Genomic DNA, 15,017 nt, shown 5'->3' on the forward strand with positions numbered 1-15,017 from the left:
GTGATGCCTGCCAGATAACTTGGCGAGAGCTGTCGCGGAGCCTGAGTAGTCACCCGTTATCGTCTCCGAATAGATCCAGCGTGGGCCGTGACTCCGTGCTGTCGTGTCGTCCCCGGCGAGCACGCGGAGCCAGCAACTCGCTTTGCGCAACATCGCCCAAGGCATGCTGCAGGGCCGCACGCCAGCCCTTGCCGGCATCGAGCACGCCGCCGGTGGTCATGGCGGTCATACCGAACAGCCACCAGCGTTCCTCCGGCCGCAACGCCACCCAATTGCGCACGGCCACCGGAATCTTGTCCGTATCCATCCGCTCCACGGCCCAAGCGAGCACGCACAACTCCTTGCCCAAGAGACGGTCGACCAGGTTTTCCCCGACCTTCCAGGCGCTGGGCTTCAGGTTGTGCGCGGCCAATCTCGCATTGAACGCTCTTTGCACCTCGGCACGGATGGCTGTCCACCGGGGACGATCCAGCAGCACGCGGTCGATGACCGCATTGTCGCTGGCGGCCGCTTGCAACCCCAGGTATTCGGAGATCTGAATCTTGCCTGTGCTGCTCTTGGGGATGAACACCTTGAAATGATGCGGGTCCGAGGTCGCAGGCACGCCAAAGCCTAGCGTGGGCTGTGCCTGCACGCGCGTCGGATCGGCTTTGGCGCTGGCGGCCTTGACTCGCGCCATGCTCATTCCTCCTGGCTCACGTCACCGGGCTTGAGTTCGATGCCGGCGAGCTTCGCGAACTCCTTCAAGGCGAAGCCGGTGTCGAAGTGAATGCCATCGGCGATGGCGATATTGACCAGTGCTTCCGGTTCCTTCAGAACCTCCCGGATGCTGTTGACGACACCTTCGATCACCGCGGCAGTGACTTGGCGCTCCTGGAAACGCACGGTGACGGTGTTCTCGCCCTCGCCGATTTCGATGCGCACCCCTTTGAACAGCGCCGCCGGTTGATCCCTGAACCGATTGATCACACCAAACACGCGGTCGGTCGTGTCGAGCGCGACCTTCTTGCCTTGGAGTCGTGCCGGCTTGGCATCGACGATCTGCACGGTCTTGTCGCCACTGGCAGGAATCTGAAAGTCGGCCGTCTTGTTGGCGTCGCCGGCGCGCGCATAAACCAGCAGCCGGTAGCTTCCCGGACCGATCTCAAACGGATCGTCGTAACGGATGCCGTCCTTGGGGTTCGAGCCGTCCAGCGTGTAGAAGAGTTCGGCCCTCGGCACCGCTTCGAGGCGCACGAACCGCTTGTCTGCGGCAGGTTCCACCTGGTGGCGGATCTTGAGGTCGGCCAGCCAGCGCACCGGCGGCGCACTGTCGTACTGGCCGGTCGGCTCCTTGACCCAGAAGTACAGGGTGCCTTCACCCGTCGTGAAGTTGTCCAGGTCCTCGACCCTCTGATCCCTTTCAGAGACGTCCGGCCTGGTGGAATAGTAGACGACGGGGCTATCACCACCGTGACGTGGCGTCAGGCTCAGCACGGTCTCGGCCGTATCCGCTTTGACGTTGACGATGGAAACGTTGACCGTGGCCTTGTCCTTCGGGAACGGGCCTTTCTCGATGTAGCCGTCTTCACCCAGCCGCCAACGACCCTGCTTGAGCGCCTCGGTCTTGAGCGCGTCCAGACCGCTTGCGCCCGGCATCCACGGCCAGATGGGGGAGCATTTGGCACGGGTGACCACGTCCTTCCACGGCGTGCGCCTGTTGTCCCTCCCGGATGGCCAGAGGTATTCCTCGGCCATCGCGAAGTATTCCCCCAGGTTGTCCTTGGTCAGTTCGGGCACCAGCTTGTAATCGGCGCGCGGGCTGGCCAGCAGCGCTTCGACCTGTGCCTCTGCCGACTGCTCATCTTTGCCGAGCTTCAATCCCTGATCGATGGTGACGCTAACCAACACGTCGCGGCCATCCACGGAATCGTTCACCGGGAAATACAGACGGTTATAGGCCGCTGACAATGCCTTGGTGAAGCGATCCTCAGCCTCTTCCAGGCGATCACGCGCTTCTTCGTACAGCGTGTCCCCAGACTTCAAGCGCTTGTGGATCTGTTCGATGGCATAAAGCTCTCGCAGGCGCTCTTCGACCGCATCCGCGAGCAGGCTGTCCTGACCCGTCAGCACCAGTAGATTGTTTTTCTCTTGCTGGTAGTCGAAAAAGTTCTGCAACTGGCTGGGCGGCACTTTGCCATCGGGCTTGATCACGATAAGCGTGCGCGGCCCGCTGAGCCGAAGTTCATCCAGCTTCGGCAGTACCTGAACATCCTGATACGCAATCTTGCGTTCAGGTTGCAGGATGCCGGTCAGCCGGTTGATGAGCGCCTGGTCGATCTTTGGCTGCGGTACTTCCTTGGCGTTGCGCTCGATCTGGCGCGACAGATTCTCGGTTTCTTTGATAAAGAAACGCTGTTCCTCGCGGTGCAGGTACCAGGCCGACTCGCGCAAGCGTTGCAGCGTCTGCAGGAACTCGTCCGGCTTCCGCTGAGGTGCTGCGAGGAACTCGATCAGCTCGCTTTCCGACAAGCCGATTCGACCGCCCACGGCACGGGAAAGGCTGGAGGCCAAGAGCAAGGTCATGAGCTGCTGCGCGGCGTCGCCTCCGAGTTCGTCATCGACGTGCTCGGCGATGGCATTGCCGCTGTCAGCGATGTCACGTGTCACCGCGGGGATCAATTTCGGCGCGATGCGCTCGATTTCGTCCTTGACTTGCTCGTCGTTGAGATTGAGGTGTTGGGTGCCGATGAGGAAGACGTCATCGGTTTCGCGGTCTTCAACGCTCTTGAGGACGCGCGCCGTAAACTGCATCAGGCCACGGGTCTGCCGAAAACCCTCATTCTCCTTGAACAGCGCGACAAGGTGCTTGAAAGATGGATGGAACGGATAGGTCTCGCGGACTTGCTCGGCAATCTGTTCGATGCTGCTGGCGACGATGTAACCGCCGTCCTCGGCCTTCTTGATCTGCTGGGCGTACTCCTCCGCGACGTCGGCGATGACACGCTCGTCGGGCAGCTCGTCGATGAGCCGCTTCTTCAGAATCTCGTAGATCTCATTGCCAGCCAGTTGTACCGGGGTGATGGTCATCGCCTGCCGGCGCGTCTCCTGCTGCAAGTTGGAAACCGCCTCGCGCAGTGCCTTGGTCTGGGCGCCGTAGCTACCAGACAGATTGGCGATGACGATGGCGCAGTTGGGTAGCTCCAGCGCGGCGCTCATCAGGCTGGAGAGGCTGTACACCACCATGTTGGCAAGCGTGCCTTGGCCGAAAACCTGGGTGCTGGCGTTGTCGAGATAAGGCGGCAGTTCGTCCAGGAGAATCAGTGTCGGCTTGTCGCCGAGGATCTCTTTCCACTTGCGCTGATCGACTGCCTTTGGACCGTTCACCCAGTAGGGCTTGATGGCCTCTTCGGCGCCGAGTTGGCTGGCGATCTCGCCCCAGATGTAGTTGTCCGGGTTGTTGCGCCCGTTGAATGCGGCGATGCGAGCCTGACCGAAGTCGATTCGGTCTATCAGGTCTTCCGGCAACTCCTCCGGACGCAGATGCGGGTGCCGGGCCAGCAGCCCGAGCGCGATCATCATGTGCGTCTTACCGCCACCCATGGCCTGGGTCAGCTCGAACACCGCCTGATCCGACTTACCAGACAGTCGCAAAAGCCCTTCGCGGAAGAGCTGTTCCATGCCGTGAGTGACATAGTTTCGCGAGAAGAACTCGCGGCCGTCACCCTCGTCATTGATAAGCTCTGCCAGGTTTTCGATACCTTGACTCATCCGGTAGTCCCGGATGATCGGGTTGAAGCGGCAGGCCTGCCTGACCGTCTTGATCATGAGCGCACTCCGTCGTTGTTTTTGGCTTCCGCGGAGAGCGGGACCTCGATGCCGCGCTGCTCGCAGTAGTCGCGAATCATCACCTCCACCATATTGGCGATGGATCGATGCTCCAAACTTGCGGCAGCGCGCAACGCTTCCTTGATCCCAGGATCGATTCGGAAGGTCAGCGTGGCGGTCTTGCTTGCGGCCATAGCCTCTCCAGGAACCACTGCAAATGTACTGCAATGTACAGTAGGCAAGTCTGATGCACAACACAAAGCTGCCAATGGCGTGCTTTCTGCTGAGAGCAGACCGCCTCCGAACGGGTGAGGCCATTTGCGGTAGCGCCAGCCACCTCCTGCTCCGATAGCGCCCGTCGACCACAGAAAATTCCGGTGCACCACCAGTTCCGATTGTTTGCGGCACACCCCGGCCTCACGCCGCAGCATCCCGCCATCCAGACGACTGCGGAACGGCGTGATGACACCCCTTGGCAACCCGACGACCCCCTACCGCCGCCTGCCGGCCCTGACCTTGGCGTTGACCATCGCTCTGGCCGGCGCATCGCCCGCATCGGCCGGCGATGTCACCACTGAACACGAGCAACTGGCCGCCCTCGCGCGCCAGCTCGACCTGATCGACCGACTGGCCGAGCACGCCGCCAACACCGCGCCGCAGGCGCGCGCCCGCTACCACTTCGACTACGCCCGGCTGCGCGCCGACCTGAAGCGCGTGCGCACCGGCGTGCAGGACTTCCTCGTGCCCCAGCGCGCCCAGCCGCGCGATCCCGTGCCGCTGGCCGGCGACTACCTGCGCCGCGACGAACAGGCGGAGCCCTCGCCATGACCGCCGAGCAGATCGCCGCCTTCCAGGCCAACGGCGGCTTTGCGCCCTCGGCTGTGTCCGTCGTGGTGCTCGGCTTCGTGTTCGCGGTGCTCCTGTTGTGGGGCGTGTGGGCCATGCGCACGGCCTACGTGGGCTGGGCCGAGAACCGCATCAACCAACGTCAGTTCCTGGGCGTCTGCATCCGCTTCGTCGCGATGTACCTGGTGCTGACCTTCTTCCTCCTCTCCTGACCACCACGAAGGGCCATCGATCATGCATACGCCTCCGACTACCTCTCGCGTTCCCTCGCGCATCGCCGCGCTGCTGGCACCACTGGCGCTCCTGGGGCTGCCGCCATCCGCGTTCGCGCAGGGCCTGCCGACCATGGAAGACCCCTCCCGCGGCCAGGGCAGCGGCCTCATGCAGACGCTGCAGAACTACGGCTACGACATCGTGATGCTGATCGCGCTGCTCGTGGTCGCCTCGATGTTCGTCGGCGTCTGCTACCACGCCTACACCCGCTACTCCGAGATTCACACGGGTCGCGCCACCTGGGGCCAGTTCGGGCTGACCGTCGCCGTGGGTGCGATCCTGTTGGTGGTCGGCATCTGGCTGCTGACCAAAGCCACCGGCGTGCTGTAAGGGCTGCGCGCGATGGCCACCCCCGCGGAGACAGCGCGCGACGCGCTGGTGACGTTCCTGCCGCACCGGTTGAATCGCCAGCCGGTGGTCGTGCGCGGACTGACCGCCGATGAGCTGTGGATCTGCGCCGGCCTGTCGGCCGCCGCCGGGCTGGTGCTCGGTATGCCATTGGCCTGGCTGACGCGCAGCATCGCCATGGTGCCCACGCTGATCGTCGCGGGCATCGCGCTCGGCGTCTTCGTCGGCGGTGGCTTCCTGCGCAGCCAGAAGCGCGGCCGTCCTGACACCTGGCTGTACCGGCAGCTTCAGTGGCGGCTGACCTTGCGCTACCCGGCGCTCGCCGCTCACCTGGGCGGGTGCCGTCTGGTCACCCGCACCGGCTGGTGGAGCACGCGGCGCACGGCCGATCGGGGTGCGGCATGAGCCGTTTCAGGAATGAGGTCGCGCACCTGCAGGCACACGTGAAGACGCTGCGCCTGGGCGGCGCGGCGCTGTTCGTGGTGGCGCTGCTGCTCGGTTTCGGCTGGTGGAGCGCGCCGCGCGATCTGACCATCCACGTGCCGCCCGACCTGCGCTCGGGCAGCGTGCGCAAGTGGTGGGACGTGCCGCCCGAGAGCGTGTACGCGTTCAGCTTCTACATCTGGCAGCAAGTGCAGCGCTGGCCCACCAACGGCGAGACCGACTACCCGCGCAACCTGCACGCGCTGTCGGCCTACCTCACGCCGAGCTGCCGGGCCTTCCTGCAACAGGACTACGAGTACCGTCGCTCGAGCGGCGAGCTGCGGCAGCGCGTGCGTGGCATCTACGAGATTCCCGGCCGCGGCTATGGCGACAGCCCCAGCACGCGCGTCAAGGCGGTCTCCGACCGCGACTGGATCGTCACGCTGGACGTGAGCGCCGACGAGTACCACGGCTCCGAGCAGGTCAAGCGTGCCCTGGTGCGCTACGCCCTCAAGGTGGTGCGCATGGACGTCGATCCCGAGCGCAACCCCTTCGGCCTGGCGCTGGACTGCCATGCCAGCGCGCCTCAGCGCATCGAGACGTCGCCGACGCCCGGCGCCGCAGCCGGCCACTCGCAGGGAGACTCCCCATGAAACGCCATGCCCTGTCGGCCTTGGCCGGCGTCTTGCTGTGGCTCGCGCTCGCGCCGGCCCAGGCTGTGGAAATCCTGCGCTGGGAGCGCCTGCCGCTGGCGGTGCCGCTGGTGGTCGGCCAGGAGCGGGTGATCTTCATCGACCGCAACGTGCGTGTCGGCGTACCGGACAGCGCGGCCGCGCACCTGCGGGTGCAGAGCGCGGGTGGTGCGATCTACCTGCGGGCGAGCGAGCCGCTGCCGCCGACGCGGCTGCAGTTGCAGGACGTGGAGTCCGGCGCGCTGATTCTCCTCGACATCGCCGCCGAACCAGCGCAGGACGGACAGCCGCCGCTGGAGCCGGTGCGCATCGTGGACGCGCAGCAGTCGCCCGCCACGCGCTACGGCGGCGAGACGGCCAACGCCACGGAAGCCGCCGCGCCGGATCGGCGAGTGCGCAAGCGCGAAACACCCGTCCCGGTCGTGCTGACACGCTACGCCGCGCAGAACCTGTACGCGCCGCTGCGTACCGTCGAGCCGGTCGCCGGGATCGGCCGCGTGAACCTGCGCCGCGACCTCCCGCTGGACACCCTGCTGCCGACGCTGCCGGTGCAGGCGCGGGCCTTGGCTGCCTGGCGGCTCGAAGACCAGTGGGTGACGGCGGTGCGGCTCACCAACACGGCGGCGCGCTGGCTGGACCTCGATCCGCGTGCGCTGCAGGGCAATTTCGTGGCGGCCACCTTCCAGCACCCGAACCTGGGGCCGGCCGGCCAGGCGTCCGACACCACCGTGGTCTACCTGGTCACGCGCGGCCGCGGTCTGGCCGAGGCGCTGCTGCCCAGGCTGAGCCCCATCGACGCCAGCGTGAACCTGCCGCCGTCCGGTGCCGCCGGCACGGCAGGAGGAGCGTCCGATGAAAAGTAACCCGCTGCTCAAGTGGCTGCTGATCCCCGTGATCCTGCTGCTGGTGTTCGTCGGCATCAAGCTGTTCTCCGGCCCCGCCGGCCAGCGGCCCGCTCTGTCGGGCACGGCCGACCCGCTCACGCCCGAGGAGATGAAGGCCCTGGGCATCGAGGGCGACACGCCGCGCGACACGGTGGCCACGCTGGTCGCGCAGGTGAAGCAGTTGCGCACCGAGCTGCAGACCGCACTGGGCGACAACCGGCAGCAGAAGGCCGAGAACGAGCGCCTGCGCACCCGCGAGAGCGCGATCGACCAGCGCATCCAGACCGCGCTCGAAAGCGAACGCAGCCGCTTGCAGCAGGAACGCGAGCAGGTGGCGAGCGAGAAGCAGCAGACGCAGGGGCTGCTGCAGGATCTGCAGCAACGGCTCGATGGCCTCTCCGGCAAAGGCGGCCAGGTCGACCTGCCCGTCGGGCTGGGCCTGGAAGAAGGCGACGGCAAGCGCTTCGGCAACCATGACGGCAGCGGCGCAGGCAACGGCACACACTGGGTCGAACCGGGCGATGCCAAGACCGATGCCCGCAACAGCAGCAAGGAACCGAGCTTTCCGCTGAGCTTCGGCCCGGCGCAGAAAACCCTGTCGGCCGCCGTGGAGTCCGTCGCCGATGCCGGCGGGCGTGCGGTGGTCGGCGCCGTGGGCGCGACCACGACGCCGTTCTACACGGTGCCGCGCAATGCAACGCTGATGGGATCGGTGGCGATGACGGCGCTGATCGGCCGCGTGCCCATCGATGGCACGGTCAATGACCCGTACCCCTTCAAGGTGCTGATCGGCCCGGACAACCTGACGGCAAACGGCATCGACATCCCCGACGTGGCCGGTGCCGTGGTCAGCGGCACGGCCTCGGGGGATTGGACGCTTTCGTGCGTGCGCGGGCAAATCCGTTCGGTCACTTTCGTGTTCCACGACGGCACCATCCGCACCGTGCCCGAGGACGGCAACCGGGACCAGCGCGGCGGGCAAGCCAACGGCACGACCCAGGACGGCCTGGGCTGGATCAGCGATCCCTACGGCATTCCCTGCGTCAGCGGCGAGCGGCGCAGCAACGCGCAGCAGTACCTCGGCAGCCAGGCGTTGATCACCGCGGCCGGCGCGGGCGCGGCCTCGCTCATCAAATCCGACAACGGCAGCGTCGCCGTGGTCGCCAACAGCAACGGCTCGCTCGGCACGGTCGGCATCGGCGGCAACGAAGCGATGGGCCGCATCCTGGCCGGTGGCGTGCGCGACATGGCCGATTGGGTCAACAAGTTGTATGGCCAGGCCTTCGCGGCCGTCTACGTGCAGCCCGGCGCCAGGGTCGCCGTGCATCTGGAGCAGCCGCTCCACATCGACCACGACGCCCAGGGGCGTCGGGTGAACCACCGCATCGGAGAAGCCCATGCCTCGGACCTGGATTGACGCGGCTGCCGTGCTGCTGGCGGCCGTCTTGCTCGGCGGGTGCGCGACCAGCAAGGAGAAGCTGCTGCCCCACGGCCACAACACCATGCTCGACATCTGGCAGCAGGAGACCGGCGGCGGCGAAGGCGGCGGCCCCATCGCACGGCAACTGCTCGACGCACGCCAGGGCCTGCGCCGGCCGCTGACCGAAGCCGACGTGCAGGCCGCGCCCGCCGTGCAGGCGGCCTACACGCGCACCGCAGCCAACGAAATCTACCGGCAGTTTCATCGCCTGCCGAACCCCGACCTGGTGATGTACGTGTTCCCGCATCTGGCCGGCAGCGACCCGGTGCCGGTGCCCGGTTACAGCACCGTGTTCCCCTTGTACCAGCGGGTGCAGTACGCGATGCCCGGCGAGCGGGTGGAGGACTATTGATGGCCTGGTCGCTGCCATGGCCGCGCAAGGGGGCCGCTCCTCCGGCGGGTGGCGCGCAGGCGGCGGACGATGCCTGGGCGCAGCATGTCGCGACGCTGGCCGCGCAGGGCATACCCGAGCCCGGCGGCGCGCTCGCAGGCCAGCGCCGGCCCGCGACCCAGGCCGACCACGATGCGCTCTACACCGTCGCGCCGTCGTTTGCGGACATGCTGCCGTGGGTCGAGTACCTGCCGGGCTCGAAGGCCATGCTGCTCGAAGACGGGCAGTCGGTGGCCGCGTTCTTCGAGCTGCTGCCGGTGGGCACTGAAGGCCGCGAGCTGGCCTGGCTGTGGCAGGCCCGCGATGCGCTGGAGAACGCCCTGCAGGACTCTTTCGACGAACTCGATGAGAACCCCTGGGTGGTGCAGCTCTACGCCCAGGATGAAGCCGATTGGAACCCCTACCTGAGCAACTTGGCGGGCTACGTGCAGCCGCGTGCGCGGGGCAGCGCGTTCAGCGAGTTCTACCAGCGCTTCTTTGCCCACCACCTGCGCGCCATCGCCAAGCCGGGCGGGCTGTTCGAGGACACCACCGTCACCCGCCTGCCGTGGCGCGGCCAGGTGCGGCGCGTGCGCATGGTGGTCTACCGCCGCACGCCCACGGCCGCGGCCACGCGGCGCGGCCACGCGGCGCGGCCAGTCGCCCGAGCAGGCGCTGACCACGATCTGCGACCGCCTGGTGGGCGGGCTGGCGAATGCCGGCGTGAAGGCCCGGCGCCTCGGCGCGGCGGACATCCACGCCTGGCTGCTGCGCTGGTTCAACCCGCATCCGACCCTGTTCGGCCCGAGCGCCGAAGACCGCGAGCGCTTCTATGCGCTGACCCGCTACCCCGACGAGCCCGAGGAGGGCGAAGTCGAACTCGCCAGCGGCACCGACTTCGCGCAGCGGCTGTTCTTCGGCCCGCCGCGCTCGGATGTCGAGCAGGGCCTGTGGTTCTTCGATGGGCTCCCGCATCGCGTCATCGTGATGGATCGCCTGCGCACGCCGCCGGCGACCGGACACCTGACGGGTGAGACGCGCAAGGGCGGCGACGCCATGAACGCGCTGTTCGACCAGATGCCGGAAGACACGGTGATGTGCCTGACCGTGGTGGCGACACCGCAGGACGTGCTGGAAAGCCATCTCAATCACCTCGCCAAGAAGGCCGTCGGCGAAACCCTGGCCTCCGAACAGACGCGCGCGGACGTGCAGCAGGCCCGCGGCCTGATCGGCAGCGCGCACAAGCTCTACCGCGGCGCGCTGGCGTTCTACCTGCGTGGTCGAGATCAGGCCCAACTCGACGCGCGCGGCCTGCAGCTCGTCAATGTGATGCTCAACGCGGGCCTGCAGCCGGTGCGCGAGGAAGACGAGGTGGCGCCGCTGAACAGCTACTTGCGCTGGCTGCCCTGCGTCTACGACCCGGCCGCCGACAAGCGCGGGTGGTACACGCAGCTCATGTTCGCGCAGCACGCCGCGAACCTGGCGCCGGTCTGGGGCCGCAGCCAGGGCACAGGCCACCCCGGCATCACCTTCTTCAACCGCGGCGGCGGCACGATCAGCTTCGACCCACTGAACCGGCTCGACCGGCAGATGAATGCGCATCTGTTCTTGTTCGGTCCCACGGGTTCGGGCAAATCCGCGACCCTCAACAACCTGCTCAACCAGGTCACCGCCATCTACCGGCCGCGGCTGTTCATCGTCGAAGCGGGCAACTCGTTCGGGCTGTTCGGCGACTTCGCCGCGCGCCTTGGGCTCAGCGTCAACCGCGTGAAGCTCGCACCAGGCTCGGGCGTCAGCCTGGCCCCGTTTGCCGATGCCTGGCGCCTGGTCGATACGCCGGGCCAAGTGCAGACGCTCGACGCCGACGCGCTCGACGAGGACCGCGCCGAAACTGCTGCGGCGATGGAAGGCGACGAGCAGCGCGACGTGCTCGGCGAGTTGGAGATCACGGCGCGGCTGATGATCACGGGCGGTGAAGAGCGCGAGGAAGCGCGCATGACGCGCGCCGACCGCAGCCTGATCCGCCAGTGCATCCTCGACGCGGCGCGGCGCTGCGTGGCCGAGCAACGCACGGTGCTCACGCGCGACGTGCGCGACGCGCTGCGCGAGCGCAGCCGCGATGCCACGCTGCCGGAGACGCGGCGGGCGCGGCTGCAGGAGATGGCGGACGTCATGGATATGTTTTGCCAGGGCGTGGACGGTGAGATGTTTGACCGTCCGGGAACGCCGTGGCCCGAGGCGGACATCACCATTGTCGATCTGGCGACCTTCGCCCGCGAGGGCTACAACGCGCAGCTCTCCATTGCCTACATCTCGCTGATCAACACGGTGAACAACATCGCCGAGCGGGACCAGTACCTGGGCCGACCCATCGTCAACGTGACGGACGAAGGCCACATCATCACCAAGAATCCGCTGCTCTCGCCGTACATCGTCAAGATCACCAAGATGTGGCGCAAGCTCGGTGCCTGGTTCTGGCTGGCCACGCAAAACCTCGACGACTTGCCCAAAGCCGCCGAGCCCATGCTCAACATGATCGAGTGGTGGATCTGCCTGTCGATGCCGCCGGACGAGGTGGAGAAGGTCGCGCGCTTCCGCGAACTCAACGCTTCGCAGAAGGCGCTGATGCTGTCGGCGCGCAAGCAGGCCGGCGCCTTCTCGGAGGGCGTCATCCTCTCCAAGAGCATGGAAGTGCTGTTCCGCGCCGTGCCGCCCAGCCTCTACCTGGCGATGGCGATGACCGAACCGGAGGAGAAGGCCGAGCGCTACCAGCTCATGCAACAGCATGGCATCAACGAACTGGATGCCGCCTTCCGCGTGGCCGAGAAGATCGATCGTGCGCGGGGCATCGAGCCGCTGGCGCTGGATGCATTGGCCTGAAGGAGGAACACCATGCGCCTGCCTTCGTTCACTCGACGCCATACCCTGATCGCGCTGCTGGTCGCGGCGGTGGGCGCCACCGGGTGGTTGCTCCTGCGCACGCCCGATGCGGCCCCGGAGTTCATGCATCCGATCACGACCGTGCCTGAGCCACCGAAGCCGGCCGGGCCGCCGTGGCTGTACGGCCGCAGCGATGCCCGCTTCACGGTGGTCGGTTACGCCGACCTGGAGTGCCCGTACTGCCAGGCGTACTTCCAGACGCTCCAGCGCTGGATCGATGCCCATCCCGAGGTGAACTGGCAGTGGCACCACCTGCCGCTGTCCATGCACGAGCCGGCCGCGACTGCCGGGGCACGCCTGGCCGAGTGCGCGGGCGAGGTGGGCGGGCATGCCGCGTTCTGGCAGGCGGTGGCCTGGCTCTACGCGCACACCCGCGGCGACGGCCAGGGCCTGCCGGCGGGCCTGCGCTATCCCGACCTCACGCCAACCCTGCAGCAGTGCCTCGACAGCGAGCGGCCCGACGCCGTGATCCGCGCCCAGGCCGCGGAGGCGGCACGACAGAGCATTGCCGCCACGCCGGCCCTGCTACTGCGCGATCGCGACACTGGCAAGACCCTCCTGCTGCACGGCCCCATGGACGGCGACGCCTTGCTCTCGGCGCTCGACCTGCTGGCTGCCGGCGACACGGCGAGCGCCGAGTCCTCACATCCCCCAGACATGCCCGCCAGCGTCGCTGGCGACATGCCCAGGTAGCCATCGATCTTCAAGGCTACGGCGCGGCTTGTCCGCGTTGATCGAAACCCGTTCGCATCGCATCCCTTGACGCGAACAGCCACTGCATCCGCGGTGGTGGATGCCCGCTCGTCACCTGTTCCATCCCCATCGTCCCCAGGAGGGTTTGCCCTCCTGGGGCAGGCGCCCTCCGATTTCATCCATTGGAGGTTCGCCATGTCTTTTGTCATCGCCGACTCCCACCCGGAGTCGCTCACCCTGATCGCCGCCCAGCACGAAGACTGGATCATCCGGCAGGCCATCACCCTGCTGGAGAACCGCGTGTTCAAGGCCGGTCCGGCGCTGGGCAGTCCCGCCGCCGTGCGCGACTACCTGCGCCTGAAACTGGTCGCGGAGCCGAACGAAATCTTCGCCGTCGTGTTTCTCGACAACCAGCACCAGGTGCTCGCCTTTGAGCCGCTGTTCAAGGGCACGGTCGACCAGACTTCGGTTTATCCGAGGGTGGTTGTCCAGCGTGCGCTGACGCTCAACGCCTCGGCGCTGATCCTGGCGCATCAGCACCCCTCGGGGAACACCGAGCCCTCGGCCGCTGATCGTGCGATCACCGAGCGGCTGAAGAGCGCCCTGGCCACCGTCGATGTCCGGGTGCTGGATCACTTCATCGTCGGCAAGGGAACGCCGTATTCGTTCGCCGAGCACGGCCTGCTGTAGCCGCGTCCTTCCACCGCGCCGCAACGGTGCTCGTCTGTTGTCCGCCACGGGAGCCTTCGGCTCCCGTTCTCTTTGGGCGCCGGCCTGCAGGAAATCGGAGCCGGCCGGTGTCGGTTTCTTTGTCGCTCACGGGCTGGCCTTGCGCTCGACTACAGGCTGCATCGACTCCGCGGAGGCGCGACATGCCGGCTCTTTCCCTCAACCTTCCCGCCGCCTCACGGCGCCCTCTGGCCGCCGTGCTGTGCCTGGCGCTGCTCGCGCCGGTCGCGGTGGCGGCGGACGTGCTCGTCGTCACCGACAGCCGTCATCCGGTGCAGGCCCCGGCCGGCGTGCGCGTCATCGAGCTGGACCAGCCGGCGCACATCGAGGCCGAACTCACGGCGCGCCTGCCCGCTGACCCAGCCCAGGCGGAGGCCCTGGTACGGCAGCGGCTGCTCGATGGCGGCGCCGACCTGCAGCGCCGCATCGGCCAGGCCTACCAGGGCGTCGCCGATGCCTGGGGACTGGGCATCGTCAAGATCCCTGCCGTGGTGGTCGATCGGCGCTACGTGGTCTACGGCGAGCCCGACATGGCCCGCGCCGTCGCGCGCATCGATGCCTACCGGAGCGCACGGCCATGAGCCGCCTGATGACTTCCCGGCGCCTGCGCGCCATCGTCGCCTCGCTGATGCTGGGCGCGGCCACCTCGGCGTTCGCCCTGAACACCGCCACCATCGTCTCGTCGGCGTTGTCGCCCGACTGCCTGGAGTACCGCGTCGTCGGCATCTGCTACTGGCTGTACTGCACGCCGTTCGGCTGTTCGGTGCGCACCTCGGTGAAGGTACGCCACTACGTGCCCGATGCCGTCGTGTCGAGCTACAGCAACACGGGCGAGAACCCCTGGCTGGAAGTGCGGGCGATGAGCATGCCGAATCCGACCGCCAAGGCCGGCGGCGACGGCACCACCAACCACGACAACGAGAACAACCTGGCGAAGTTCAAGAACGCTGACGTGATCGGCCACCCCGCCGGCCTGGTGTTCAGCCAGTTCGCCGCCGCCTCCGGCTACTCCTGCGAGGGTGCGGGCACGGCCTTCATGCCCTACCTGCTGAGCACGCTCGATACCATCGCCTGGCGCTACAACATCCCCGAAGCGTTCTATCCCGAAGCGCTGATTCCCGGACGGCGCGAGATCGGCACGCGCGCAGGCCTGAACCTGTGGGGCAACGTCTATCCGCGCGGCGGCTTCCTGCACCAGACCGATGACTACAAGAGTGGTGCCGTGGTCGCGCAGCGGGCGGGCGACATCGTGACGCGCCGCAACCAGGTCCACGTTTATCAGCCGCTGCTGGCCAACGCGCGCTCCGGCTACTGGCCGGCCGGCGCGCTGATGGAGACCGACGCCTCGACGGGCAAGTGGCAGGAGCTGACGCCCACGCTCTCGAACAGTTGCGTGGTCTTCCCGCACAGCCGCACCCGCGTGCAGGCCCAGCAAGGCGACTACGCCTGGGCCTTGTGGCGGCCGTACTCCTGCTGCCGGCGCCGTGGCCAGGTCTTCCTAGGCAGCGTCGATTTCATGTGAGGAACCCACG

General features: G+C 67.1%; 15 protein-coding genes and 1 pseudogene. 13 read left to right on the top strand and 3 right to left on the bottom strand.

Going from position 1 to position 15,017, the window contains the following annotated elements; translation table 11 throughout:
* Positions 1 to 49 precede the first annotated feature (49 nt).
* The 3 genes from BZL41_RS04440 to BZL41_RS04450 are packed head-to-tail and all read right to left on the bottom strand — an operon-like array spanning position 50 to position 4,001.
* Positions 50 to 679 (bottom strand): anti-phage-associated DUF3780 domain-containing protein, encoded by a 630-nt coding sequence (locus BZL41_RS04440; protein WP_218224410.1) that lies wholly within the window; start codon positions 677 to 679, stop codon positions 50 to 52.
* 2 nt (positions 680 to 681) lie between these two features.
* Entirely contained in the window at positions 682 to 3,807 is a 3,126-nt protein-coding gene (locus BZL41_RS04445) for an anti-phage-associated DUF499 domain-containing protein (protein WP_095598174.1), read from the bottom strand.
* Complete coding sequence (locus BZL41_RS04450) at positions 3,804 to 4,001, bottom strand: hypothetical protein (protein ID WP_095598175.1); 198 nt, start codon at positions 3,999 to 4,001, stop codon at positions 3,804 to 3,806. The genes BZL41_RS04445 and BZL41_RS04450 overlap by 4 nt, the downstream gene beginning before the upstream one ends.
* Before the next feature lie 268 nt (positions 4,002 to 4,269).
* Between BZL41_RS04450 and BZL41_RS04455 the strand changes: the two genes are divergently transcribed.
* The 13 genes and pseudogenes from BZL41_RS04455 to BZL41_RS04515 all read left to right on the top strand — a co-directional run bounded on the left by BZL41_RS04455 (position 4,270) and on the right by BZL41_RS04515 (position 15,007).
* Positions 4,270 to 4,635, top strand: coding sequence for an RAQPRD family integrative conjugative element protein (locus BZL41_RS04455; RefSeq protein ID WP_095598176.1), 366 nt, complete (start codon positions 4,270 to 4,272; stop codon positions 4,633 to 4,635).
* Positions 4,632 to 4,865, top strand: coding sequence for a TIGR03758 family integrating conjugative element protein (locus BZL41_RS04460; protein WP_086077271.1), 234 nt, complete (start codon positions 4,632 to 4,634; stop codon positions 4,863 to 4,865). The genes BZL41_RS04455 and BZL41_RS04460 overlap by 4 nt, the downstream gene beginning before the upstream one ends.
* 22 nt (positions 4,866 to 4,887) lie before the next feature.
* Positions 4,888 to 5,256 (top strand): TIGR03745 family integrating conjugative element membrane protein, encoded by a 369-nt coding sequence (locus BZL41_RS04465; RefSeq protein ID WP_095598177.1) that lies wholly within the window; start codon positions 4,888 to 4,890, stop codon positions 5,254 to 5,256.
* Between the two features lie 12 nt (positions 5,257 to 5,268).
* Complete coding sequence (locus BZL41_RS04470) at positions 5,269 to 5,679, top strand: TIGR03750 family conjugal transfer protein (RefSeq protein WP_095598178.1); 411 nt, start codon at positions 5,269 to 5,271, stop codon at positions 5,677 to 5,679.
* Positions 5,676 to 6,350, top strand: coding sequence for a PFL_4703 family integrating conjugative element protein (locus BZL41_RS04475; protein WP_095598179.1), 675 nt, complete (start codon positions 5,676 to 5,678; stop codon positions 6,348 to 6,350). Before BZL41_RS04470 ends, BZL41_RS04475 begins: the two co-directional genes overlap by 4 nt.
* Positions 6,347 to 7,252, top strand: coding sequence for a TIGR03749 family integrating conjugative element protein (locus tag BZL41_RS04480; RefSeq protein WP_095598180.1), 906 nt, complete (start codon positions 6,347 to 6,349; stop codon positions 7,250 to 7,252). The genes BZL41_RS04475 and BZL41_RS04480 overlap by 4 nt, the downstream gene beginning before the upstream one ends.
* Positions 7,242 to 8,690 (top strand): TIGR03752 family integrating conjugative element protein, encoded by a 1,449-nt coding sequence (locus BZL41_RS04485; RefSeq protein ID WP_095598181.1) that lies wholly within the window; start codon positions 7,242 to 7,244, stop codon positions 8,688 to 8,690. Before BZL41_RS04480 ends, BZL41_RS04485 begins: the two co-directional genes overlap by 11 nt.
* Positions 8,671 to 9,105 carry a TIGR03751 family conjugal transfer lipoprotein gene (locus tag BZL41_RS04490; protein ID WP_095598182.1) on the top strand — a complete coding sequence of 145 codons (435 nt, stop codon included), beginning with the start codon at positions 8,671 to 8,673 and terminating at the stop codon, positions 9,103 to 9,105. The genes BZL41_RS04485 and BZL41_RS04490 overlap by 20 nt, the downstream gene beginning before the upstream one ends.
* Positions 9,105 to 12,003, top strand: a pseudogene (locus tag BZL41_RS04495) (conjugative transfer ATPase). The gene BZL41_RS04490 and the pseudogene BZL41_RS04495 overlap by 1 nt, the downstream one beginning before the upstream one ends.
* A 12-nt stretch (positions 12,004 to 12,015) precedes the next feature.
* Positions 12,016 to 12,756: a DsbA family protein gene (locus BZL41_RS04500; RefSeq protein WP_095598183.1), complete on the top strand. Its 741-nt coding sequence runs from the start codon at positions 12,016 to 12,018 to the stop codon at positions 12,754 to 12,756.
* Between the two features lie 195 nt (positions 12,757 to 12,951).
* Positions 12,952 to 13,446 (top strand): DNA repair protein RadC, encoded by a 495-nt coding sequence (gene radC, locus BZL41_RS04505; protein ID WP_095598184.1) that lies wholly within the window; start codon positions 12,952 to 12,954, stop codon positions 13,444 to 13,446.
* 182 nt (positions 13,447 to 13,628) lie between these two features.
* Complete coding sequence (locus BZL41_RS04510) at positions 13,629 to 14,066, top strand: TIGR03757 family integrating conjugative element protein (RefSeq protein ID WP_095598185.1); 438 nt, start codon at positions 13,629 to 13,631, stop codon at positions 14,064 to 14,066.
* The gene (locus BZL41_RS04515) at positions 14,063 to 15,007 is read left to right on the top strand and encodes a TIGR03756 family integrating conjugative element protein (RefSeq protein WP_095598186.1); all 945 of its coding nucleotides are present in this window, start codon (positions 14,063 to 14,065) and stop codon (positions 15,005 to 15,007) included. The genes BZL41_RS04510 and BZL41_RS04515 overlap by 4 nt, the downstream gene beginning before the upstream one ends.
* Positions 15,008 to 15,017 lie beyond the last annotated feature (10 nt).

Source organism: Pseudomonas sp. PIC25, assembly GCF_002286785.1.
Classification (GTDB): domain Bacteria; phylum Pseudomonadota; class Gammaproteobacteria; order Pseudomonadales; family Pseudomonadaceae; genus Pseudomonas_M.